The sequence below is a fragment of the Myxococcus eversor genome (genome assembly GCF_010894455.1).
GTDB lineage: Bacteria > Myxococcota > Myxococcia > Myxococcales > Myxococcaceae > Myxococcus > Myxococcus eversor.
Genome location: NZ_JAAIXY010000001.1, coordinates 722024 through 746371, shown reverse-complemented (window position 1 = coordinate 746371; position 24348 = coordinate 722024). Strand labels below are relative to the sequence as shown.

At 67.3% G+C, this 24348-nt stretch carries 21 protein-coding genes; 16 read left to right on the top strand and 5 right to left on the bottom strand.

Annotation, left to right across the window (positions count from 1 at the left end):
- The first annotated feature begins 93 nt into the window (after positions 1-93).
- The 11 genes from G4D83_RS03060 to G4D83_RS03010 all read left to right on the top strand — a co-directional run bounded on the left by G4D83_RS03060 (position 94) and on the right by G4D83_RS03010 (position 14276).
- Positions 94-1557: a cytochrome-c peroxidase gene (locus G4D83_RS03060; RefSeq protein WP_163862537.1), complete on the top strand. Its 1464-nt coding sequence runs from the start codon at positions 94-96 to the stop codon at positions 1555-1557.
- A 126-nt stretch (positions 1558-1683) separates the two neighbouring features.
- Positions 1684-2571: a DUF6973 domain-containing protein gene (locus G4D83_RS03055; RefSeq protein ID WP_163862535.1), complete on the top strand. Its 888-nt coding sequence runs from the start codon at positions 1684-1686 to the stop codon at positions 2569-2571.
- 30 nt (positions 2572-2601) lie between these two features.
- Positions 2602-2958 (top strand): hypothetical protein, encoded by a 357-nt coding sequence (locus G4D83_RS03050; RefSeq protein WP_163862533.1) that lies wholly within the window; start codon positions 2602-2604, stop codon positions 2956-2958.
- Between the two features lie 71 nt (positions 2959-3029).
- Positions 3030-3281 carry a hypothetical protein gene (locus tag G4D83_RS03045; protein ID WP_240356110.1) on the top strand — a complete coding sequence of 84 codons (252 nt, stop codon included), beginning with the start codon at positions 3030-3032 and terminating at the stop codon, positions 3279-3281.
- Positions 3282-3434: 153 nt separating this feature from the next.
- The gene (locus G4D83_RS03040) at positions 3435-8336 is read left to right on the top strand and encodes an alpha/beta fold hydrolase (protein ID WP_163862529.1); all 4902 of its coding nucleotides are present in this window, start codon (positions 3435-3437) and stop codon (positions 8334-8336) included.
- Positions 8337-8559: 223 nt separating this feature from the next.
- Positions 8560-9033 carry a hypothetical protein gene (locus tag G4D83_RS03035; RefSeq protein ID WP_163862527.1) on the top strand — a complete coding sequence of 158 codons (474 nt, stop codon included), beginning with the start codon at positions 8560-8562 and terminating at the stop codon, positions 9031-9033.
- A 249-nt stretch (positions 9034-9282) separates the two neighbouring features.
- Positions 9283-9678 carry a hypothetical protein gene (locus G4D83_RS03030; RefSeq protein ID WP_163862525.1) on the top strand — a complete coding sequence of 132 codons (396 nt, stop codon included), beginning with the start codon at positions 9283-9285 and terminating at the stop codon, positions 9676-9678.
- A 90-nt stretch (positions 9679-9768) separates the two neighbouring features.
- Positions 9769-10317 carry a hypothetical protein gene (locus G4D83_RS03025; protein WP_163862523.1) on the top strand — a complete coding sequence of 183 codons (549 nt, stop codon included), beginning with the start codon at positions 9769-9771 and terminating at the stop codon, positions 10315-10317.
- Between the two features lie 198 nt (positions 10318-10515).
- Positions 10516-11862 (top strand): SitA5 family polymorphic toxin, encoded by a 1347-nt coding sequence (gene sitA5, locus G4D83_RS03020; protein WP_163862520.1) that lies wholly within the window; start codon positions 10516-10518, stop codon positions 11860-11862.
- Positions 11862-12212, top strand: coding sequence for a DUF2019 domain-containing protein (locus G4D83_RS03015; protein WP_163862518.1), 351 nt, complete (start codon positions 11862-11864; stop codon positions 12210-12212). The genes sitA5 and G4D83_RS03015 overlap by 1 nt, the downstream gene beginning before the upstream one ends.
- 114 nt (positions 12213-12326) lie before the next feature.
- Entirely contained in the window at positions 12327-14276 is a 1950-nt protein-coding gene (locus G4D83_RS03010; RefSeq protein WP_163862516.1) for a M57 family metalloprotease, read from the top strand.
- A gap of 109 nt (positions 14277-14385) precedes the next feature.
- On the opposite strand, the gene G4D83_RS03005 is transcribed toward G4D83_RS03010, so the two are convergent.
- Entirely contained in the window at positions 14386-15903 is a 1518-nt protein-coding gene (locus tag G4D83_RS03005) for a proline-rich domain-containing protein (RefSeq protein ID WP_163862513.1), read from the bottom strand.
- Positions 15904-16111: 208 nt separating this feature from the next.
- Here G4D83_RS03005 and G4D83_RS03000 point away from each other — a divergent pair, with 208 nt between their 5' ends.
- The 4 genes from G4D83_RS03000 (at position 16112) to G4D83_RS02985 (ending at position 19587) form a co-directional block, all read left to right on the top strand.
- Entirely contained in the window at positions 16112-16798 is a 687-nt protein-coding gene (locus tag G4D83_RS03000; protein WP_163862511.1) for an SDR family oxidoreductase, read from the top strand.
- A gap of 98 nt (positions 16799-16896) precedes the next feature.
- On the top strand, positions 16897-17868 hold the full coding sequence (locus G4D83_RS02995) for a hypothetical protein (RefSeq protein WP_163862509.1): 972 nt from the start codon (positions 16897-16899) through the stop codon (positions 17866-17868).
- Positions 17869-18005: 137 nt separating this feature from the next.
- Positions 18006-18671 carry a hydrolase gene (locus G4D83_RS02990; protein WP_163862507.1) on the top strand — a complete coding sequence of 222 codons (666 nt, stop codon included), beginning with the start codon at positions 18006-18008 and terminating at the stop codon, positions 18669-18671.
- Between the two features lie 127 nt (positions 18672-18798).
- On the top strand, positions 18799-19587 hold the full coding sequence (locus tag G4D83_RS02985) for a helix-turn-helix domain-containing protein (RefSeq protein ID WP_240356109.1): 789 nt from the start codon (positions 18799-18801) through the stop codon (positions 19585-19587).
- Positions 19588-19622: 35 nt separating this feature from the next.
- Here the strand turns inward: G4D83_RS02985 and G4D83_RS02980 are convergent, their stop codons facing one another.
- Complete coding sequence (locus G4D83_RS02980) at positions 19623-20459, bottom strand: hypothetical protein (protein ID WP_163862502.1); 837 nt, start codon at positions 20457-20459, stop codon at positions 19623-19625.
- A gap of 108 nt (positions 20460-20567) precedes the next feature.
- Positions 20568-21092, bottom strand: coding sequence for a hypothetical protein (locus G4D83_RS02975; protein WP_163862501.1), 525 nt, complete (start codon positions 21090-21092; stop codon positions 20568-20570).
- Positions 21093-21226: 134 nt separating this feature from the next.
- Between G4D83_RS02975 and G4D83_RS02970 the strand changes: the two genes are divergently transcribed.
- Positions 21227-21691: a hypothetical protein gene (locus G4D83_RS02970; protein ID WP_163862499.1), complete on the top strand. Its 465-nt coding sequence runs from the start codon at positions 21227-21229 to the stop codon at positions 21689-21691.
- A gap of 22 nt (positions 21692-21713) precedes the next feature.
- Here G4D83_RS02970 and G4D83_RS02965 read toward each other — a convergent pair whose 3' ends face one another.
- Positions 21714-23042, bottom strand: a complete 1329-nt coding sequence (locus G4D83_RS02965; RefSeq protein ID WP_163862497.1) for an Nramp family divalent metal transporter — start codon at positions 23040-23042, stop codon at positions 21714-21716.
- An 18-nt stretch (positions 23043-23060) separates the two neighbouring features.
- Positions 23061-24239, bottom strand: a complete 1179-nt coding sequence (locus tag G4D83_RS02960) for an oxalate decarboxylase family bicupin (protein ID WP_163862495.1) — start codon at positions 24237-24239, stop codon at positions 23061-23063.
- Positions 24240-24348 lie beyond the last annotated feature (109 nt).

Genomic DNA, 24348 nt, shown 5'->3' with positions numbered 1-24348 from the left:
CCCCCGGTTTCTTTTTCGCGGCGGACGGCCGGGTGACACTCGCGGAGGCCTCGGGTGTTTCGTTGGGAGTTCCACACCCCTGGAGACATCCCCATGATTCCCACGCGCCTCATCGCGTGTCTGACCGGTGCGTTCGCACTGGGCGGACTGACCCAGTGCACCCCAGCGGCCCCGGAGCAGGACCCGGTCGACGGCACCCAGGGCACGGCTCCCGAGCTGGAAGAGGGCCAGGCCTCCCTTCATCACGGCGGCATGGGCAAGAGGCTGTTCAGCCAGGCCTTCCCGAACACCAACGGGCGCTCGTGCGCCACGTGCCATGTGCTCGAGGACAGCACGGCCCTGCGTCCCGAGCACGTCCGGGCCCTGTTCGCCTCGAATCCGGCGGACCCGCTGTTCAACCGCATTGACGCGGATGACCCGAACGCGGCGGTGCCCACCTACGAGCACCTCCAGAAGGGGCTCGTCCGCGTCGTCATCCCCCTCCCCGCCAACATGGACGTCATCGACGTCCAGGGACACGTCGTCACGCCAGGCGACCGGAAGATTTCCGTCTGGCGAGGCGTCCCGAGCATCCAGGACCTCGCCCTCACCGGGCCGTTCTTCCAGCTCGACGGGCGCGAGTCGAACCTGGAGGACCAGGCCCAGGCCGCCATCACCAGTCACAGCGAGGGAGCCGCCGTGCCTCGCAACCAGCTCCGGCAGGTGGCGGACTTCCAGCGAGGGGAATTCACATCCGCCCGCGCGCGGTTCGTCTCGGACTTGAGCAACGCGGGAGTGCCGCTCGCGAGGATTCCCCTCCCCGAGGACTTCATGTGGCTCACGCCCCAGGAGCAACGAGGTCGCGAGGTCTTCAAGGTCGGCTGCGAGCCCTGCCATGGCGGCCCGACGCTGAGCCGGATATCAACGCCAGCCATGCGGGAGCTCGCCTCCCATTTCCCGGTGACGAAGGCCGATGGCAACGTCCTGTTCACCCACGTCCCCGGGGCGGGCCCCGTGCCCATGCAGGCGCCGCGCTCGCCGCCGGACATCCTGAACATCGGGTTCGCGAGCTTCTCCTACCTGGGGCAGGTTGGCCTGTTCCCCGCGCTGTTCAACGCGGACCTCGAACTGCCGCGCTACCGGTTCCGCTTCTATACGGACGGCACACGCCAGCACCCGGTGACCGACCTTCCTCCCATCCCGGTGACGGCCAGCGGAGCGCCGTATGATCCAACTCCCGCGGTGGATGAGAGCGGAGCGCCCATCGTCGGCCCCAATCTCTTTCCTCAGTGGTTCTCCACGGACCCTGGCCGGGCGCTCATCACCGGCAACCCGCTGGACTTCGAGGCCTTCGACATCCCCACGCTGCGGGGCATCGCGCGGACGGCGCCCTACTACCACGACAACAGCAGCGGGAGTCTGGAGGACGTCGTGGACATCTACAGCCAGTTCGTCCTGCCCTTCACCGCGCCCCTGAACCTCCCACCCGTCCATCCACCGGAGACCCCGGGCGGACCTCCCGAGTCCCTCAATCCCACGCAGAAGCAGGACCTGCTGCGGTTCCTCCAACGGCTTTGAGCGGAAGATGACACGGTGCGGGGTACCCCGCACCGGCGCGCGGGCGGGCCTGCATCCCGCCTGACGCAACTTCTCTCCCCCACCCGTTGATAATTGGAAAAGTCCTATTTCCAGGGGGAGCGCCACATGTCCATTTCTTCCATCGGCCGAGATCTCATCGGAGGCATCACCCGGCGCCTCGGGGTGGACGGAGCCGAGCCGACGCGAGCGAAGACCGAGACGGCGTCTGGGACGGCCCCCGCTCCCGCGGCGCGCGCCCAGGTTCCAGGATGGGATGGCAGAGACAGCTTCGAGGCCTCCCGGACGACCGCGACGGCGACGCCAGAGCCCGGCGGCGCGACGCGGCCGGACCTCGCCCAGATTCAGCGCGACTTCCAGACGGCGGACGACTCGGTGGTGAGCTGGAGCCCGAAGGCGGGCGGCCTCATTCCCATCCCTTTCGCGCCTGAGTACGACGTCACCGCCACCGAGGGGCGGATGCTGGACGGGCTCGCGGCCTCGAACGGGCTGCTGGGTCTGAACACCTTCAACAACATCAAGGACCAGGCCCTGGAGACGTCCTCGCGTCTCTATCCGACCACGGGCACGCCTCCAGGCCATGTGCCGGAGGAGCGGGTGGGCGAGTGGCGGGGCCAGGACGGCCACCGCGACGCCTTCCGCCATGCCTACTGGAACGCGCTGATGACGCGTGAGTTCGGCGCCGAGTGGACGCAGCAGTTCGCCACCGCCCATGAGGGAATGCCTGGCAACCCGGCGGACCGCGAGGCGATGGACCTCTACAACAACCAGGTCGGCCGGCAGATTGCCCTGGACAACCCCAACGCGTCCCCCGAGGAGCTGGCCACGCTGGTCCAGCAGGCCGTGACGGACGGGAAGATGGTGCTGTTCGACCAGCGGGGCCAGTTGCAGTGGAGCGACCGCGTTCCAGTCAATCAGCACGGCCTGTCGAATCTCGTCCCAGGCACGGGAGGGCAGCCGGTGCCTGGTGGAGATGTGTACGCCGACCCCTACTGATAGGTGACAGGCACGCGGAGGATGAGGAACATGCGGCGCTGGACGTGGCTTTGCGCCGCGTTGCTCCTGCTCACAGGCCTGGGGGTCTACATGATGTCCACATCGCGGAAGGGTGCCTTCGATTCGGAGCAGTGGAAGGCACAGCGGGGCAGTGGCGCGGACAAGAATCCGCGCGTCGGCATGGTCGTCGAACTCAAGCAGAAGCACCTGCGCGAGGGCATGAGCCGCGACGACGTGCACACGTTGCTCGGAGAGCCGGAGCAGCGGCGAGGGACCAGCGAGGTGTATGAGCTGGGCGTGTCGCCCGTCGGCGTCTCCTACGAGTCCTTCGTCATCGACTATGACGCCCAGGGCCGCGTCACGCAGTACCGCGTCACCCGGAGTTGAGGCGCATCAGCGCGCGTGCGAAATTGGCGATGCATCACGACCAAGGAGCGCACGTGCGAAGACTTGTCGGAATGGTTCTGGCCGTCGGACTGCTGGTGGGTTGTGGCGTCAACGAAGAGGACGCGGGCCTCCAATCCCCACCGGTGAGCGACCCCCAGGGCGACGTCGAGGCGATGGCCTGTAACGACTGCGGTTGGCTCTGGGTGCGGTGTATGTCGCGCGCCCAGACTCCCGAGGCCGAGCAGGAATGTGACGCCTCGCGCCTGCTCTGCGAGGAAACGTTCTGTCCTTGTCCCGGACTGGGCTGCCCCAGCGGCTCATAGGGGTTTCCGCGTCGCACGTTTGTCCCGCTGGGCAGTATCAGCCCCATTGCCTATCCATTCTCCCCTCAGCCTTTTCCGAGGGGGGAGTACATGCAGGGACTGTCGACACTGGACTCCGAAGCGCGGGCCGCGGTTCGCTCCGCTGTGTTGAGAATGCGAACAGTCGCGGACTGTGTCGTCACCCCGCATCCCCGCAATGAGCAGAAGGCCCCGGGAGGCTTCCTGATACATGTGGCCTCCCGGGGGCCGCTGACCGAACAGGCGGTCATCGAGCACATCCGCGCCACGTGTCCCCCGCAGGTTGGCCCGCTGCACGTGGTCCTGGTCCATGCCATCCCACCTTCGCGCCAGTTCCTCTCGCGGGAGGACTCCGGCCTCGCGGTGCTCGACGACACCCTGGTCGACACCTGCCAGCGGGTGGTCGACGGTTTGCTGGGCTCCGGCCAGTTCCAGGTGTCCGTCGCGGATGCGGGCCACACGCCCGAAGCCCTGAGGCTCCGACGCGCCCCAGCCGATGCGCCGACGTCCGACACCCTCACCGACCCGGCCGCTTCGATGGCTCGAGGACATTCGGCTGCGGCTCCCGCGCGACTGGCCATCGCCGATGGTGGCCCGGCCCGCTCGGGAGCGGAGCAGACGCTGACCGATGTCCTCCTCGCGGCCGTCGAGCGCAGCCCGGAACAGCGAATCATCCATGTCGAGGCGGACGGCGTCGAGCGGACCGACACCTACCGCGACCTGCTCTCGCGGGCCCTGCGCGTCGCGGGCGGACTGCGGAGCGCGGGGCTAAGACCTGGCCAGGCGGTGCTGTTCCAACTGCCGGGGACTCGCGACTTCATCACCGCGTTGTGGGGCACCCTCCTCGCGGGCCTGGTTCCCGCCCCCGTGGCGACTCCGGCCGAGTACGCCGAGGGAATTCCAGGCGTGAGCAAACTCCTGGCAGCCTGGCAGGCACTGCACGAGCCCTGCATCCTCACGGATTCATCCAGGCTCGCGTCGCTCCACGCGTTCGCCGCGAACAACGGCCACACGGTGACGGCGGCCTCCGTCGACGACCTCATCCGCCACGAGCCGGTGGCGCCCTATCGCGACGCATCTCCCGATGACGTCACCCTGCTGCTGTTCACCTCGGGCAGCACGGGCACGCCCAAGACGGTGCCCTTGCGCCATCAGTCCATCCTCACCGAGGCCCGTGGCTCCGCATGGGTGAAGCGCACGGGGCCTGAAGACGTGTCCTTCAGCTGGATGCCGCTGGAGCACGGCGGCAGCATCGCGATGATGCACATGGGGAACCTGCTCTCCTCCTGCACGGAGGTCCATGTCCCCATGCAGCGCATCCTTGGTGAGCCCCTGCGCTGGCTCGGCTGGATGGAGCGCCATGGCGCCACCCTGAGCTGGGCACCTCACTTCGCCTTCGGCCTGATTGTCGGAGAGCTGGGCCGCCAGAAGAGCGCGCGCCGATGGGACCTCTCCCGGGTCCGGATCCTGATCAACGGTGGAGAAGCCATCTCCTCCAGGACCGCCCGGGAGTTCCTGCGCGCCCTGGCGCCCCACGGCCTGCGCGACACCGCGATGTGGCCGGCCTGGGGCATGTCGGAGACGTCGTCGGGCGTCACCTACTCCACCGAGTTCAACCTCTCCACCACGTCCGACGACGACGCCGTCGTGTCGCTCGGGCAGCCCATCCCCGGCGTGCGACTGCGCATCGTCGACGACACGGACCGCGTGCTCCCGGAGGGCGAGGTCGGCTCCCTCGAGATACAAGGGCCCTCGGTGCTGCGAGGCTATGTCGACAACGACGCCGCCAACCGCGAGTCCTTCACCGCCGATGGCTGGTTCCGCACTGGCGATCGCGCCTTCCTCCGCGAGGGCCGCCTCACGCTGACGGGCCGCACCCGCGACACCATCATCATCAACGGCGCCAACCACTTCGGCCACGAGATTGAAGCCACCGTCGAGGAGCTGCCCTTCATCGACCGCTCGTACACTGCGGCCTGCGCGGTCCGCCCGAATGGGGCATCGACGGATCAGCTCGCCCTCTTCTTCCACCTGCTGCCGGGGACGAACGAGCAGGAGGCCTCGCGAAGGATTCGCGCCGCGGTGGCCAGGGGCCATGGCGTCAATCCCGACCATCTCGTCGCCGTCGACAGGGAGGACATTCCCAAGACGGACCTCGGCAAGATTCAGCGAACGCTCCTCGCCAGTCGATACGCGGCGAAGCTCGCGTCAGCGGAGCCACGGGCGGACGCGAACCATCGCCTGCCCGCGTGGTTCTACCGGCGCGCCTGGCATGCCGCGCCCCTCGACGCCGACCCGCACGGCGAGGAGCGGAGCGCGACGGTCCTCCTCATCGAGGGCGACCCCCATCTCGGGGAAGCCCTTCGCCAGGAGCTGGACGGTCGCGAACAGCCCCATGTCACCGTCGTCCCGGCGTCGACGCCCGGGCTCGTTCGCGAGAGCCCTCGCGTCTACCGACTGGACACTGAGAACCCGAGCCACCTCCTCCAGTTCCTCACGGAGCTGCGCGAGGCCGGGCTGCTGCCTCGACACATCCTCCACCTCGCCGCGCCCTCCCCGGTGGGAGTCCCGGAGTCCTTCGAGGCACAGCGCGAGGCGTGTCTCCGCGCTTGTGGCTGGCTCGTCCCGCTGCTGCGGGCACTCGACGCCTCGCGCCCCGAGCAGGTCCTGCTGCGAGTCATCGCCACCCATGGACAGCGCGTCCTCGCTGACGACCCGGTCGCCGTGCACCACGCTCCCGTTCGCGGTCTGCTGGCCACCGCCCAGCTCGAGCTGCCCTGGTTGCGCGCGAGCCACCTGGACCTTCCACCCGGAGCCCCCGACGCCAACGCGCGCCGCATCCTGTCCGAGGTGGATGCGCTCTGCGTCGAGCCCGGGGTCGCCTGGAGGGACGACGGTCGCCATGTCCTCCGGATGGAGCCCACCCATCCCGGGGGCGCGCTCATCGACGCCCCTGGGTTCGAAAGAGGAGGCCTCTTCGTCCTCACGGGAGGGCTCGGCCATCTGGGACGGCTCGTCGCGGAATGGCTCGTCACCCGGTACGACGCCCGCGTGCTGCTGCTCGGTCGCACCCCCGAGGCGTCCCTGCACGAAGCGTCGCGGACAGCGCTCGCGTCGCTGCGCGAGCAGGGCGAAGTGCTGTATCGCTCCCTCGACGTCGGGGACTCGGACGCCGTCCGGCTCGCCGTCGAGCACGCGGAGGCGCGGTGGTCGCGTCCCGTGGACAGGATGCTGCACCTGGCGGGGACCTACGAGGAGAAGCCCCTCCTCGAGATGACTCGCGAGGACCTGGCCAACGCGCTGGCCCCGAAGCTCGCGGGCGCATGGAGCCTGTGGCGGCTCGTGAAGCACAGGCCCGGCTGTCGCCTCATCCTGTTCTCCTCCGCCGTCGGCGCGGTCGGCGGCGCGCTCCAGGGCGCCCATTCCGCCTGCAATGCCGCGCTCGACGCCTTCGCCGAGCAGTGTCATGCCGAGAGCCGCCACGCGGCGCTTCCTCCTGCCTGTCACAGCATCGGTTGGAGCTACTGGCGCGGTGAGCGCACCGCCGACCTGGAGGTGACGGGCCAGGCCGTGGCGCGCGGCCACGCGCTCATGGAACCCGCGCAGGCGCTGGAGTCGCTGCCCATCGCCGCCGCTTCGTCGGATGCCGTCAGCTGGGTCGGAGTCCTCCCGGGCGGACATCACCTTCGCTCACGACTTGCCGGGCCTCCCCGCGCCGTGCGTCGCGTCTTCGCCCGAGGCCCAGCGCCGTCCCTCGATGCCGCGAGAGGCGCGCTCGCGCGGATTCGCGTCGTGGATGTGTCGGGGCTCCCCGTGGCGATGACCGTGGCCGAGACCACCGACATCATCGCCCCGGCGACCAACACCACGGACTCGGTCCGAAGGGTGCGTCGTCTCTTCGCCGAGGTCCTCGGCCAGCCCGACATCGGCGCCGACGACGACTTCTTCGACGCCGGAGGCAATTCCATCCAGCTCGCCCGACTGCACCGGGCCCTGGAGACGGACCTCCAACGCGAGGTCCGTTGGGCCGACGTGCTGCGCTGCCGCACCGCCAACGCCATCGCGCGCCTCCTCACGGGCGAGGAGGCAACGGAGACGAAGTACCTGACCTTCCAGGGCATCCGCTACGCCTACCGCGTCGTGCCGGGTCCCGAGCAGCCCCTCATCGACTCACCGCTGCTCATCATCAGCGGCGCCTTCCAGGACATGTATGCACTGCCGAAGCTCGAGCATCTGCTGCACCCGCTTGGCACGCTCATCATGGCCGACCTCCCCGGTTCCGGCGCGGCGGATGACCTGTCGTCGGAGCTCGGCTTCGACTTCCTCGCGGACTGCCTGGAGCACCTGAGAGTCCATCTCGGCGTGCCCCGGCTCAACGTCATGGGCATCTCATACGGGGGCTCGACCGCCTACGAGTTCGCGCATCGCTACCCGGAGAGCGTGGACCGCCTCGTCCTCGTGGGAGCCGCATTGGAGCTGCCACGGGACTCCGCCGCCCGGGTCGACGTCCGCGCCGAGCAGATTCTGGAGGGACAGCTCGACGCCTTCGTCCAGGGCCTGGTCCGAGCCACCATGAATCAGGACCCGCGCAACCACGTCCGTGAAGCAGAAGCCACCCGGGTGCTGGTGGAGAAGGCCTTCTATGCGGTCACTCCGCGCGAGGCGAACCGATACGGCGCCGTCCAGAACCGGCTGATCGCCAAGGCTCGAGACCCCAGGCTCCACATCCTGGATCGCCCCACGCTTGTCTTCACCGGCGAGTTCGACCCGCTCACGCCGCCGGAGCACGTGCGAAACCTGGCGGAGACGATTCCCGGGGCGCTGTTCACCACCATCCGCGAAGCCGACCATCTGGTCCTCATGGAGCGGCCTGAGGAGATGGCCGACCTCGTCAGCCGATTCCTCCAGGACCACGACCTCTTCCAGCTCGACTACATCTCCGCCATCGAGTGCCCCACCTCCCGGAATGGTGACGAGGTCGAGACCGTGCCACTCGAATCCTCCCGAAAGGATTTCCACGACGGCGCATCTGCTTGACGTGTCTTCACCCGAGACAGACGACCACGGACGCGGTGATACTCGACCGCGCGGTCTCCCGGGACTCCCCGGGGCGTTTCACACCTACGGCTGACATTGAAACAGGCAGCTGAGACTAAAAACGTCACAGCGAGTTCTGTCTTCACTTGAGGTGCCGTCTGTCATATTGGGCCGCCGGGCGCTCCCGCGAGCGCTCCATCCCAATCAACCGACAGAGGTCTTCATGAAGACGATGGCTGGAATTTTCGTGGTGTTCGCGCTGGTCCTGACGGGTTGTGAGCCCGCCCCCTCCGAGGCGCAGACGCAGGCAGTCGAGGCCACGCCCTCCGAGGAGACGGGCCAGCAGGAGTCGTCGCTCGCGAGTGGCGACTGCACGGTGAGCTTGAAGTGCGCGAACGGCGCGACGGCGTCCTGCAGTGGCACGCTCAGGCGGTGCTCCATCGATGACACCGGAGCCGATCGGGTGTGGTGCGACGACGTCGCCTATAACTGTTTCATCACCATCCCCACCTGTGGTTGTGGTCGGGACAACTGCTGCTCGGAGGTCTGCCTCCAGGACCCGGACTGCGGCTCGTGTGTTCCTGGCCGGACCTGCACGTCGAACTCCCAGTGCGGAGGCACCATGGCGGGCCGGTGCAACACCGTCACGAACAAGTGCTCCTGCATCATCGGCGTGGACGGCGAGCGCGCGGACTGAGCCGGTCAGCACGGTGCCCTCCTGAATTCAGGAGGGCACCGCCCAGCAATTCCCAAGCCATCGTGAGCACCTCGGATGGGCTTGTTGCGTGACGGCCTTTGTAACCTCTCATATCACAGCCCGGGTGGGATTGTGACCTCCGGCGATACACGTCAGACGGGGTGCCTAGGGTTCGCGTCACCATGAGGGCAGCAAAGCCATCCATGGATTGACGGCCCATGTGGGCCACACGCATGAGGGGTTGTATCAATGAAGAAGCGAGTGATGGGCCTGGGAGTGGTTCTGGCGGTCCTTGGTGCTGGCGGCACGGCCTGGGCAGGTTACCGGGACAGCATTCCTGTCGTCCTCGACAGCGCGAATCGCACCTTCTACGCCAGCATGGGAGGGGCGCGGAACGCCACCGACTCCTGGTCGTTCGTCGAAATCGTGTTCGAGAGCAACAGCGTGGTCGGCGAGCGCGCGCTGGTCGCCGCCCGGAACTCCTCGGCACAGATGGGCGTCTGCATCACGTCGTCCGCCGCCCACCTGGCGGCGCTGAGGACCATCACGGAGGACGGGTATCTTCGCGTGTCCTGGGATGCGAGTAACAACTGCACCTCCGTCGAGGTGCGTGCGACGTCCTATCTGGACATGAGGACTCCGTAGTCGTCACCGGTCCGTCGCGCCTCCCGCACGCCACGGGGAGGCGCGACGGGCGTTCGCGGGTGGGGCGCCTTCACCGACCCAGAGGTTTTCATGAGCATCCGTTCGACTGTCTTGTCTCGCGTTGGCATCCCGCTCCTGGCGGCGTTGGCGGGCTTCGGCTTCGCCCAGGCCTTGACTCCGAATCCAGTGGACGGGGAGTTGATGAGGCGGCTCGAGCGGCAGGACGCGCGGATGGAGGCGCTGGCACGCAGGCTGGAGACTCAGGTGGCGAGCCCGCCTGTCGCTCCCGGCCCCAGGGCCATGGTGGGCATGGACCTCACGGGGCTTCGAGGAGAGCTCCGCGAACTGCTGCGGGAAGAGCTGCGCACGGCGATGGCCTCTGTCGCCGACGGTCCGGTCCCAGAGAAGGCGCCGACGCCACCACCGCCCACGTCGGAGAACGTGGCCGCGTTCGAGAAGGTCGACCGGATGGTGGAGGACAGCCTTGCCTCCGGAAGCTGGGGCCGCGCACAGATTCAGGAGCTGCGGATGCTCCGGGGGCAGATGACGGATGCGCAGTACATGGAGCTGGTGCGCAAACTGCTGACGGCCATCAACAGCCAGCAGCTTCGGGTCGAGGAGCGCGGTTCGCCCATCTGACGGCCGCGCTGGAACATCGCGGTCGACGCATGGGCCCCTTGAGCCTCAACACCACTTGGCCTGGCGTGACCTTCCGTCTCCGCGCTCGACCACGCACACCGATTCAATCCAGAGCACTTGCCATCTCTATCTGGTACTGCTCGATTTGCGTCGACGACGGACTCCAACGAAAGGAGCCCAGCGCCAGGAGGGCTCCGCATGCGGTCACTTCCCCTATTGCTCGTGCTGCTGGCCGGTTGCAGCAGCACCACGAAGTCCGTGCGGATTCACACAGACCATGGCGAGCCCATCGTGCTCACCCCACGCGGCGACGATGCGGCACCCGTGGATCTGGACGAAGACGACTTCGTTGAAGTCCTGGAAGCGCTGGCCCGTAGCGTGCGGCCTGCTGCGCGCCCCCAGGAAATGGCTCGGCGGCTGTTCGAGGTGGATTCGCGCAGCGGCTCGTACGTGTACGAGACACGCAGCCACCGTGTCATCCCGCTGGGTCCAGGCGAACATCTGGAGGGAGAACCCACCTCGACAGAGGTGGGGATGACGCGCGCCTACCTGCGCTGGTGTGAGCGCACGAACAAGCCCGGAGATTGCCTGCGTCTCCTGGTGGAGAGTCCCTCTGTCACCGGAGATGGTCGCTACGCATTGGCCATGGCCCTGGCCCAGGGCGCCGTCCTGGACGAAATGATGGATGCATTCAAGGACATGGCCAACCCGCAGGCCATGATGTCGGCGGTTCTTTGGACATGGACCACCTACTGCATCTTACTCGCCGTGCCCGAGCCTTTCTCGAAGGGTGCCGCGGCCGTGATGACGGCCTCGCTCATCGCCTACGTGGGTATCGACACGTTCTGGAGCCTCATCGTGGGCTTCAAGCGACTGGTGGACGAGGCGGAGCGGGCCACGACGTTCGACGAGCTACGCGAGGCGGGAGAGCGCTACGGCGAGGTCATGGGCCGCAACGCGGCGCGAGCGTTCGCCATGCTGGCCACGGTGGCCATTGGGAACACGGCGGCGGGGATAGGGTCGAAGGTGCCCATGCTCCCCGGCGCAGCACAGGCCGCGGTGCAGGCCGAAGCGCAGATGGGCATCCGTCTCGCGGCGGTCGCGGAAGTGGGAACGGTGGCAGTGAGTGCCGAGACGGTCACCATCACCCTCGCTCCCGGCGCCGTAGCCATGGTAGCCAGTGGCACGAGCGGCGGCCGCTCCGTCAAGGTGCGCCCCACGGGCTACAGAGCCTGGGGCTCGTTCAGTGGCTTCAAGAAGGCCATGGGTCCGGCGGGCAAGGACAAGGAGTGGCACCACATCGTCGAGCAGACCCCGGGCAACGTGAAGCGCTTTGGTCCCCAGGCCCTCCACAACACCGAGAACGTCATCCCGCTGGACAAGGGCCTGCACACCGATATCAGCTCTCTCTACTCGTCGGTCCGCTACGATATTACTGGGTCGCTCACGCAGACCGTCCGTCAGTGGTCGAGCACGCAGTCTTACGAAGCCCAGCGTAAGTTCGGGCTGTTGGTCATTGAGAACGTGAAGAAGAGGGTCTGGTGATGACGTTGGAAGAGCTGGTCGAGCAGTTCGCTCGGAATGTCACGGCCCAGACTGATGCCATTCATCGAGGAGATCCCAGGACGGGGAACAAGCACGCCAAGCAGTACACCGCCGCGCTTCAGGCGTTACGCGCGCAGGGGGATGCTGGACGAGATGCCCTCGCCGTGTTGCTGAACCATCCTCGTAAGGATGTTCGAGTCATGGCGGCTGCGTTTCTGCTCCGGTACCGGACGACGGAAGCCAAGGCGGTATTGGAAGCGGCAGCGACCGAGGGAGGGGTTGCCGCCATCGGAGCGATCATGACGCTCCAACGTTGGAAGGACGGCACCTGGGCGCTCGACCCGGAGTAACCGCCTATTCCAAAATCGCGCATCACCATGACCAGAACGCACGGTCCTCCTCGTATCTCCATCGCAGTGCGCGAACGGGCGACGTGGATGTCCACTCGCCGGAAGGAGACCCTCATGCGTTCCTACTCATTCCTCTTGGGCGGCTTGCTGCTCGCGGGCTGTGGTGGCTCGGCGGGCCCCACTGCGACCTCGCCGGAAGAATCCCTCACCACTGGACTCACATACGAGCAATTCAAGGCCTCGCTCTATCAGGAGCCCGACACGGGCCTCTACCTCGTCGAGGGAGACATCCCCATCCATGGGGAAGAGAAGCTGCGCGAGTACTACGCCCGAAGCGTCCAGCCAGGAGGCCTCATCATCCATCAGACGGGTGGCGGGGACACGGCATGGACTGGACCCCAGGCGAACAACCTCACCTACTGTGTGAGCACGTCCTTGAGCCACCACGCCAAGGTCGTCGAGGCCATGCAGCGCGCCGCCCTCTTCTGGGAGGCCGAGGCCTACGTCGCGTTCCGCCACGACTTCGGACAGGACGGCAACTGCCACGCCTCCAACAACACCGTGGTCTTCGACGTGCGCGTCGCCGCGTCCAACGCCCCGTACGACGCGCGGGCCTTCCTCCCCAATGGGGCGCGCTCCAACCGAAACGTCCTCATCCACCCCAACGTCGTCATCCAGGACAGCGTCGACGAGCTGACCGGCACCCTCACGCACGAGCTGGGGCACGCGCTGGGCTTCCGTCACGAGCACACCCGCGTTCCGGGGACGCCGTCGCCCTGCGCGGAGTCCAATGACTGGCGAGCGCTGACCCCTTTCGACTCCACCTCCATCATGTATTACAACACCTGTCCTGGCTTCACGGGGCTGTGGCCCATCCTCAGCGGCTGGGACAAATGGGGCGTCGCGGACAAATACAAGCGAGGCCCCCAGGTGGTGGCCGGCGACTTCGACGGCAACGGTCTGGATGACGTGCTCGGCTACCACCCGGGCAACGGTCAGGCGTGGGTGGGGTTCTCCAACACGCTCGGGAGCTGGAGCCGCTCCACCAGCATCATGAGCGCGGGCTTCGACTTCGGGTCCGGCAATGACCGGGTGGTGGTGCTCGACTTCAACAACGATGGCCGCGACGACCTGTTCGTCTACCGTCCCGGGGGCGGTCCCGCCTACGCGATTCGGGGCAATGCCGACCGCACCTTCACTACCACCACGGCGACGAGCAGCTTCGCCGGCTTCAACTTCAGCGGGCCCCATGACCGCGCCGTCGCGTTCGACTACGACACCGATGGCTTCAAGGACCTCTTCTTCTACCGGCCGGGTGGGAGCGTGGCCTGGGTGGCTCGGAGCAACGGCGACGGGACGTTCTCGCAGGCCTTCGCCAGCACCTCGGGCATCGCCGGCGCCGCGCTCCAGGACACCCGCGACCAGGTGCGGGTGCTCGACTCCGACAACGATGGCCGCGACGACCTGTTCTTCTTCCGCCCGGGCGGCAACCTGGCCGCGTTGATTCGCAACACCACGACGGGCTTCACCGGCAACCAGGCGTTCGGCTTCGCGGGCTTCGACTTCCTGGACAGCAACGATGACGTGGTGGTGCTCGACTTCAACGGCGACAACCGTGACGACCTGCTGATGTACCGGCCGGGGCATGGCGTCGCCTACCTGGCACGCAGCCTCGTCACGGGCGGATACACCCTCCAGTCCGGAAGCAGCTCGGGCATCGGGGGGTATGACGTGCTGGACCGTTGGGACCGCGCGGTGAAGCTCGACTTCAACAACGACGGCTTCGACGACCTGTTCTTCCACCGTCGAGGCACCCAAGCCGCCTACATGCTCCAGGGCAATGGCGCGGGTGGCTTCTCCATCGCCTACGGCGGGTCAGGCATCGGCGGCACCTGGGCGTATGACTTCACCCAGCACCAGGACAAGGTCGTCGTCCTCGACCACGACAACGACCAGCGCGACGACGTCTACCTCTACCGCGCGGACATGTACCGGCAGGTCCAGTCCATGGCCAACGGACACTTCCTCGCCTTCTCCCCGGACGCGGCCATCGCGCCCTGGTGACGACCGCTCCCAGCACTTGGGGGCGCGAATCCCGCCGCGGGCATTGGCCCATCCGCCTCGCGCTGTCCTCCAACGCGGCACGAGCCACCGTGCCGCGTTCCTCCATGGCTCAAGGGAGCCTGAAGACCCGCAGGTTCTCTTCGCCCCTGCGCACGTAGACGAGGGCGTGGTGCGTCGCCAGGTAGAAGAAGCGGTTCTTCACCAGCTCATGCCACCCGCCGAAGGCGCCAGCCTCGTACTGGGGAGCCTCGCGCAGCGTGAGGGCCACCGGGTCCACCTCGTAGGTCCGGTACTCGAAGCTCCCGTCGCCATCGCGGTCATACCGGAACGCGGCGATGTAGCGATTGAGCGGAGGCACGTAGGCGAACACCTGGCCCTCGAAGTATTCGCTGAAGCAACGCGCACGCACCAGGTCGCTCGTCAGCTTCAACTCGCCCCATTTCGTCGTGTCCAGGTCGTAGGTAATCAGTCGGGGAAAGTGCACGTGCGGCTCCTCGTGCCCCGGGGCCGGGAAGCTCACCAGCGTGCGCCCCACCCTCGCCATCTGCGCGAAGAACCAGGTGGGAGGCGTGATGACCTCCCACTTCCAGGACTTGTCCGCGGCCCCGAACGACCACCACCGCGAATAGTTGCCGTTCTCCGTGGGGCCGAATACGTAACGGCCCGCCACCTCGTCCCAGAACGTCCACCCGGCCGCGCCACCGTACCCCGTCTCTCCGTTGTAGGAGGCACCCGGGGTGTTGAACGGGTTGTGGCGCGTCCACTTGCGCGTCGTCAGGCTGTAACGCCACATGCGCCGGACGCCAAAGGCAATCTCCTCGAGGTCCGGGTTGTAGACGAGCCCGTTGTAGGTATGACGGGCCGTGGGGTTGCCTGTCGATGCGGCGGGCCGGGCCGGGTCGAAGAACTCGTCCCCGGTGACGTCGCTGTCCGGATGAGCCTTGGCGTACTCCGAGGCGGGCGGATAGCTGCTGTAGGTATTCCCCCAGGGGACCCCCGTCCAGTTCGCCGAGTGGTCCGGGAGCTGCTCGATGCTCCAGCGCATCTTCGCCATGTCGAAGCGATAGATGCCGTTGTTGGAGCTGTCCGCGTGGCCCCCACCGAAGGCCCACCACCGCGCGCGCGGCGCATCCAGCGCCACACCCGAGTATGCGTTGATGACCCCGGCGAGTCCCTGGGAGCCGAGGTCTCGGAAGCCAGGGAGCGCCGCCTTGACCTCCGCGTCGAGCGTGGTGAGAGGCGTCCCCGCGACTTCAATCCACCGGTCCTTCGGGACGAGCGCCCACGACACCTCATTCACCAGCCCCGTCGCGTCGCGCCCCGGCGTCCACACGTTGCCCACCAACGTGCCCGACTCCGTGCCGTGGCCCCAGGTGAACTCGGGAGGAGGCTGCTGCCCGCCATCCGGTGAGGTCGTCCCACCGTCAGGCGAAGGCCCTCCGTCCGGCGAAGCCGTCCCACTGTCAGGCGAAGGTCCTCCGTCGGGGGTGTTCGTCCCGCCGTCGGGAGAGGGCTGCTCCCCGGGAGAAGGGTCCGACGAGTCGCACCCCGCGACGACGCCGACCACCGAGAGCGACACGATGAGAATCCAAGAAGACAAACGTCGGCTCAGATGGCCGGTGGTCATGCACTGCTCCAAAGACAAGGAAGCTGAATGCCCGCGCGCCAGTCCAAGGCAAGTGACATGCCATGGGGCACCCGCACGAGCACCCCTGCGGAGGCGCATGGCGGTACAGGCCCGCCGACGTGAAGACAGGGGGGACCACCCCACATCGTGTGGCCCATGTGCCCCACAGTCCCCCCTCCAACGAGGTCCAGGTCTATGGTCCGGCCCCATGAATCTCGTCATCACAGGCGCCAACCGTGGCATCGGCCTCGAACTCACCCGGCAGTCCCTCACGCGTGGAGACACCGTGTACGCAGGAGTCCGAGAGTTGGCGCAGGCCCGCGAACTCTCCGCCCTCGCGGGAGCCTCGGGTGGCCGGCTGCATGTACACGCCCTCGACGTGACCCGCGATGAGAGCGTGAGTTCGTTCGCCGCCGCGCTGACGGGTCCGGTGGACCTGCTCATCAACAACGCGGGTCGGCGCACCCGGAGCGATGACCTCGAGGACCTCTCACTCGAGGACGCACTCCAGATGATGCAGGTGAACGCGCTCGGAGCCCTCCGGGTGACACGCGCGCTGCTGCCACGTCTTCGGCAAGCACGCGGGGCGAGAATCGCGAGCCTCAGCTCGGCGCTCGGCTCCATCGCCGACAACACGTCGGGCGGAGGTTATGGCTACCGGATGTCAAAAGCGGCGCTGAACATGGCCACCCGCTCGCTCGCGGCGGACTTGCGCGGCGAGGGACTCATCGCGGTGGCCATCAGTCCCGGCTGGGTTCAGACAGACATGGGCGGAGCGAGCGCACCGACGCAGGTGTCCGAGTCCGCCACGGGGCTGCTCACGGTGCTCGACCGCCTGACGCTCGGGGACAGCGGCGGCTTCTTCGACTTCCGGGGCCAGCGCCTCGACTGGTGAACCCGGTGGCATGTCCGGGCGTTTGCCGGGTGGCGCCGGAGATGCCGCTGGAGGGCCGAGGGCTTATGGTGCCTGGGTCAAGTGCATAGGAGGCTTCCATGCCCAGCATCCGTGACTCCCTCCTTTGCCTGCACCCATCGGTCCTTGCCGTGGTCCTGGCGCTGTCTTGTACACGCGCGCTCGCCGCCGATGCACCGTTCCCGGCCAACGGCGTCCGGCACTGCGACCAGTTGTTCCGCGACGCCGCGCAGGCCTGTGCGGCGTTCGTCAAGGGTTTCGACCGGGGCGGCATGGTCGGTGCGCCGGCGTATGAGGGACAGGGGGCCTTCCGGTGCTACTTCAAGGACGGAGACGACGAGAAGGACCAGGTCGCCGCGAATGTCGACTGCCCGCCGCAGGCAAGTGCCGCGGGGCCCGCGACCTGCCGCTGCGACGGAGCGCTCGTCCACGTCAAAGGGGCTTGCGTTGAACCCTGCCAGGCATCGGGGGACTCGCTGGATGACGGCGTCCGCGTCGAACCGGGCAAGGTGGCGGCAGAGGCCGCGAAGGCGGACGGCGGCCCCTGTGCGGAGCTCGACGCTCTCGCCGGTGAGGCATTGAAGAATGAGCTCGTCAAACGGGTGGACACCCTGAAAGAGCGCGCGCATTCCGAATTCGCCGCCGACCCCAGCGTCGCGATGCAGGTGCTGACCGACAAGGAGGTCGCCTACATGTTCGGCGGAGGCGGATATCGGCCCAATCCCAACGTCGGGTCGGGCAAGAACGTGCAGACGATGACCGAGGGGTTGTTCAACGTGCTGTACGGCAAGGCCCTCGAGCGACTGACGGCGGGCCACCTGCAGAGCGACATCTGCGTCTCCCCCTACCTCGACCATTTGTCAGACGTCGTCCAGATGAACAAAGGAGGGGCCCCCGACTTCGTCGGTAAAGACAAAGCGAAGGGGTTGGAGATCGACATCACGACGCCACCGCAGGTGCTGGTCAAGCAGAGGGAGGGAAAGCAGTACAGGTTCATCACCTACGCGCGGAGGCTGAGGCTGAACGAGGCCGGCATCGCGGTGAAGCTCTAGACTCCGGCGCAGGAACGGACCAGAAGTCGCGGGAACAGACCGTGTTTTCGCCTCCTGGCTGGGGCCCAATGACATCGCCGGCCCGGTCCTCCCAGCGGGGACTTCCGGCGACATCCCACTCCAGGAGCATCCACACCATGAGCACGGCCCATTCCCCCTCTCATCGCGGGCTCGACGCCCTGCTGACGCCCCAGAACAGCGTGGTGCTGTTGATCGACCACCAGCCCTACCAGTTCGCCAACCTGCACAGCCACGAGCCGACGATGGTGTTGAACAACGTCATCGGCCTGGCCAAGGCGGCCAAGGTCTTCAAGGTGCCGACCATCCTCTCCACCGTGCTCGAGGAGCGCGGCGGCTACCTCGTCAAGGGCCTGCAGGACGTGTTCCCCGAGCAGAAGCCCATCGACCGCACCTTCATCAACACCTGGGAAGACGGCCGCGTGGTGGACGCGGTGAAGAAGACCGACCGGAAGAAGCTCGTGATTGCCGCGCTGTGGACCGAGATTTGCCTGGCCATGCCCGCGATTCAGGCCGCCGGTGAAGGATATGACGTCTATGCCGTCACGGACGCCTCGGGCGGCGTCACTCGCGAGGCGCATGAGATGGCGGTGAGGCGCATGCTGCTGGCGGGAGTGACGCCCATCACCTGGATGGCGGTGATTGCCGAATGGCAGCGCGACTGGGCCCGCGAGGCCAGCGCCGCCGAGCTCTCCGCCGTGATTGGCGAGCACGGCGGCGGCAGCGCCGTGGCCTTCGCCTGGGAGATGCAACTGCTGGCAAGCCGGGCAGGCAAAGGCGCCTGAGCGCGCGTCCTCCCGTGTTCGGGGAAGACACGCCGTGGAGACACGCGTTGAACGACTGAGCCCATTGCCCGAGAACGTGGTCGCGCTTTCCTCCGTCCGGCGGCAGTGGAATGGAATCTGTGTGGATGTGAATGAGAGCCAGAATTCGGGCCCGACCGGGTATTCGCTATGCCTGGAAGACCGCACTCGACTGAGCGCGCTGCTGGATGAGGTGGGAACGCCCTGCGAGCCCCGCCTGCGCGAAGGCCAACCCTGCCCCATCGGCTACGTTCCCCGGCAGATGAACATCGTGCCCGCCGGCATGACGCTGTGGGGTTACAGCGCCGGCGCGTGCACGGTGCGAGATGCCGTACTCAACTTCGACCTGTCGAAGCTGGACGAGCGCCTGGGCCAATCGCTGCGCCACGCCGACCTGGAAGCGCCGCGGTTGCGCTTCGCTGACGACCGACTCTGGACGCTGATGCGCTTGCTCGCCAAAGCGGTGGATGACGACGACCCTTCCACCCAGCTCTATGGCGATGGGTTGACCGCCGCCATCTGCGCCGCTCTGGGCTCTCGCCGAGGAGAAGGCCCATCGCCGAGCAAGGGTCTGGCACCGTGGCAACTGCGCCGGGTGATTGACTTCCTGGAATCGAGCCTGCCCGAGCGCGTCGAACTGTCGAAGCTGGCCGCACTGGTGGACCTGTCACAGGCGCACTTCAGCCGCGCCTTCAAGTCCTCCACCGGCCTGGCGCCGTATCAATGGCAGCTCCAGGCCCGCCTCAAGCGCGCGCAGGCGATGCTGCTGACGACGCCGGCCTCGTTGGAGCAGGTCGCCGAAGCCACGGGCTTCGCCGATGGGGTGCACTTCGGCAAGGCGTTCAGGCGGATTCATGGCACCCCGCCCGCGACGTGGCGGAGGGAGCACAAGCGCTAGCCGGGAGAGTCGCCTCCCCTCTGCCTGGCGCGACTTCAGCGACGGATCAGCACCTGGGAACCCTCTGGGCCTCCCTCCAACCGGTAGCCGGCCCGCCCCAGGCGTTCGGCCCGTGCCACATCCAGCCCGGCGAGGTTGCTCTCAAGAAGCCATCTGCCAGCCGCCTGTTTGGCGAGCGTCAATTCGGGCGCGACCGCGCCTTCGAGGAGTCCCTCGATCAATTTCATCTGCCCCATCAGGTAATCAGGCCCACCCAGTTGCTGATCACGACGACGTTCGTGCAGGAGCTTGCGAGAATTGATTCTCGCCAGGCCTCCAGCCAAGGACGTGGACTCCCATCGCTGAATGTCGCGCTCCGCAGCGAGAATCTCCGCCCTCAACTTTCTACTTGTTTCAGTCCAGAGCATCCCACGAGGAGGCAGTGGGAATCGGGTGACCGTAGCCGCTGCTTCCTTCAATGGTAGACAGGCCGGCCCTGTCTCGAAGTCCGCCGACCACGCGTCGCGTTGAACGGAGAGCCGCGTGAGGGAGAGAAATGGCGCGGCCCTCCAGAGCGCCGAAAGGGTGTTGACAATGTCTCCCACCCCATCGGCCCGTTGCAGCCGAAGCATCACCCCATCGCGGCTCTCGTGAAGCACCTTCACATTCGCGCGGGCAACGGCTTGCGTCAGCCTGGACAGCAACTCTTCCTGGTCGACTGGGGGGCAGTAGAAGCGCAGTCGGTGTTCGATTGCTTGTAGCTCACGCTCGCGCTCAACACGGTTCTCAAGCATCTCCACCAACTCAGCACGCGCAAGGCTTGAGCTTCGCTTCAGACTCCTCAACCGCCGAATCTCTTCCGTCTCACAGGCCGTGCAACCCAGGGTCACCACGAGAATTCCTGTCCACACCGCCACGGGGTGACCCGCCATCTCAGCCGTCCCTTCCATGTCTTGGGGCGCCACCCCATCCCACGCCGGGCGCCCGTCGGCGGTGGACCGTCAGTTCTTGACGACGGTGGTGATGATCAGCGGCGTCGGCGTGCCGATGAACGCCCCAGCGGTGGTGGTGCACGGCATGGGCACCTGTGAGAAGTCCGCGGCGTAGTAGCCGTACGTGGAGCCATTGCCCTTCTCGTAGAACTCCTGTCCGTCCGGGAGGACCACCTTCCAGACGTAGTTGATGCTCGTGTACTGCGTGGAGGTCCGCGCCCGGATGACACCAGTCACCGTGGTACCCCAGTGGTACGGAGCCACGGCCGGCACCTCCACGGTCTGCGGCGCCGGAGCCCAGTCGAACGGGCTGGAAGGGCCCGAGCTTCCGCCCCAGCCGTAGATGAGGAACACGCTGGTCCCCCAGGGCAGGTCATCGTTGCGGTACGTGAGGGTGATTTCCGCCTGGGAGGTGCTGAAGTAGCCACACGTGTTGAGCACCGTCCGCGCCTGGACCCACTGCGAAGCCCCGAGGGCCGAGGTGGACGTGAGCATCAGGGCGAGCACGAGCGCGGGGCGGGAAAGTCGGGACATGCGAAGACTCCAGGGAGTGGTGTGACGACCGCGTCCCATACCAGAGCCGAGGGGGCGCTGGAACCCGGGGGGCCGGCGACGTGATTGAATGTCGGTCCGACACGAGCGGCCTCTTTCGTCGAGCACGGCCACGCATGCCTCGCGAGCCCCCCATCGTCCTGCCCGTCCTGCTGCCGCTGCTGCGGCATGCCAACCCCTGGGCGCTGCTCCTGGCGAAGGAGGCGGGCTATCCGCTCTCCACCGCCAGCCTCCTCTCCGAGCGCTATGGCTTGAAGAGCGACGAGAAGCCCTTCGTGCGGGAGCTGCTCGACCGCAAGCGCAACTTCTGGGTCTTCCGCTGCGACCAGCGTCGCTTCGCGGGCGACTTCGTCGTCGTGGACATGGCAGAGCCCAGGCCGGCGAAGCGCCAGGTCGTGGTGCTCGACTTGAAGATGGGTGCGCCCCTGGTCCTGGGTGGAGGAGGGGCTGGTATCCAACTCACTCACGCCCAGGACGCGGTGGAGGGTATCGCGGCACGCAAGGGCGTCATCGCACCGGGCACGCCGTACGTGCTGGCGACAGGCGACAAGGACGTCAATCTCGCCTGGCTGCGCGCGTAGTCGCCCCAGACGCCAAGCCTCGCTACACGACGAGCGACCCGAGGAGATACAGGTTGACGCCCAGCACCATCGCGGTGGCCAGCCAGGCCAGCGCGCGCCATGCCGGTGACAGCGCGAGGGCTCCGAGCCGACCGCGGTCGCTGGTGAGCAACACCAGCGGCACCACCGTGAAGCCGAGCTGGAGGCTCAGCACCACCTGGGACACGATGAGCAACTGACCCGCGCCCTGGTCCCCGGCCATGAGGATGACCGCGAGCGCCGGGCAGAGCGCGACGCCCCGGGTGATGAGCCTGCGCACCCACCGCCGGACCCTCAACCGCAAGAAGCCCATCATCACCACGTCGCCCGCCAGCGTGCCGGTGATGGCCGCGCTCTGCCCCGCGAGCAGCAGCGCCAGCGCGAAGACCGTCGCCGCCAGCGGACCGAGCAGCGAGCTCAGCAAGGCGTGCGCGTCCGACAGCTCGACCACCTCGGTGTGTCCGAAGCGATGAAACGCGGAGCCGGCCAGAATCAGGATGGCGGAGTTGATGAACATCGCCGCGCCGAGCGAATAGAGGGTGTTCCACGTCCCGCTCCGCACAGCCTCGCGACGGCCGCTCTCGTCGCGCGGAAAGTCACGCGTGTTGACGAGCTGGGAGTGAAGGAAGAGGTTGTGCGGCATCACCGTGGCGCCGAGGATCCCCACCGCCAGCGTCATCATCCCGCTGTCGCGCAGAATCGCGCCCGTGGGCAGATAGCCGGCGAGCACCTCGCCCGCCACGGGACGACTCAGCACCAGCTCGAACGCGAACGCCGCCCCCACCGTCAGCACCAACCCGAGCACCATCCATTCCAGCTTGCGCGGCCGCGCGCTCAAGAGCCCGAGCAGCGTCAGCACGTCGAGCGTGGTGATGAGGACGCCCGCCCACAGCGGAATGCCAAACAGGAGGTTCAGCGCGATGGCCGAGCCGAGCAGCTCCGCGAGGTCCGTGGCGGCGATGGCGATCTCCGCCGTGAACCAGAGGGGAATACGCCAGCGCGGATACGCTTCACGACAGGCCTCCGCGAGGTTCTGCCCCGTGGCGATTCCCAGCCTCACGCTGAGGCTCTGCAGCAACATGCCTATCAGGCTCGACGCGAGCACCATCCAGAGCAGCGCATAGCCATACCGCGAGCCCGCGGCGAGGTCCGTCGCCCAGTTGCCTGGGTCCAGATAGCCGACCGCGATGAGCGCCCCGGAGCCGGCGAAGGCGCCCAGCCCCCGCACCCGCGCCCCACGGGGCGGCAGCGCCTCCGTGAGCGGCTCCGCCTCCGGAGAGCCCGGCCTCGGGAACGACAGGTCCTCACGCGTGGATGTGCCGTGTCTCGACATGACCGACGTCGCTTCGGCTCAGAGCGGGATGATGGGCGACTTCTGGGGCGGAATCCCCGCGAGCACCGACTCGTCGATTCTCAGGTGCCCACGGACGAGGTCATGGGGCGTGAGCGACAGCCACCGCCGCAAGGAGAGGTCCTCGAAGTGGTCGCTTCGGAACGTCTCCAGGAAGCGCAGCGTCGTCTTGCCCGTGTTCTCCACGTAGTGGGGCATCATCCGAGGCACGTAGCCCACGTCCCCGGCCATGTAGTCGAACGTCGCGGCGTTCGACGACGAGGCGAACACCGTCATCCGCGCCTGACCGGAGATGTAGTACTGCCACTCGGCGGCGTTCGCGTGCCAATGGAGCTCGCGCATGGCGCCGGGCTCCACCTCCACCAGCGCGGCGGCGATGGACTTCGACGCCTGGAAGTTGGACGAGTCGACGATGCGCACGGTGCCCCCCTTCGTGCGGATGGGCTCCTGTGAATGCAACCGGTAGCTGAACCACGGAGACACCGGCCCCTCGCCCCCACTCTGGTCCAGGGTGAGGCTCCCCACCGGGCCGGGCTCCTGCATCAGGAAGATGTAGAGCTCATGCGCCGGGATGTTCGCGAAGGCGCTCTCCGGCACCCCAAAGTTCTTGGCGAGCACGTCCTTCGGGATGTGCGCCAGCCAGTCCGTGAGCAGGAAGGTCTCGTTCTCGTCGAAGGTGCCGTTGTCGAAGACGAGCAGGAACTCGCAGCCGTCCGGCCCCAGTCCCTGGATGGAGTGTGGGACCCCAGAGGGGAAGAACCACAGGTCGCCTTCGCTGACGTCGTCGAGGAACGTCTTGCGGCCCCGGTCCACGGCGCTGATGCGCGCGCGGCCCTTGAGCATGTAGGCCCACTCCCCTTCCTTGTGGAAGTGGAGCTCCCGGACGGCCCCCTTCTTGAGGCGCATGTTGACGCCGGCAATCTCGGTGGCGATGGGGAGCTCGCGGACCGTCGTCTGCCGTGCCCAACCCCCTTCCTCCAGTCGCATGCGACTGTCCGCGAAGGACCAGCGGAGGTTGGGCATCGAGCCATGGTCCGTGCGCGGCGGGACGAGCAGGTTCGGATTCTCCGCCTCGCGAGGAGGGTTCCTCGGCCCCAGCACCGTGGCACCCGCGCCGTTGCGGATGGGCTGTGGCGGAGCAAGCTGTGGGCCGGTTCGCTCGACGAGTTCGTCTGACATGGAAGGACATCCCTGTTCGCGAAAGACCACCGCGGCACGAGCACGCGGAGTCGAAGGGCGCAGAACCTAGGCACCTCTCCGCGAGACGTCGTCGAGCCGCGGTGGCATT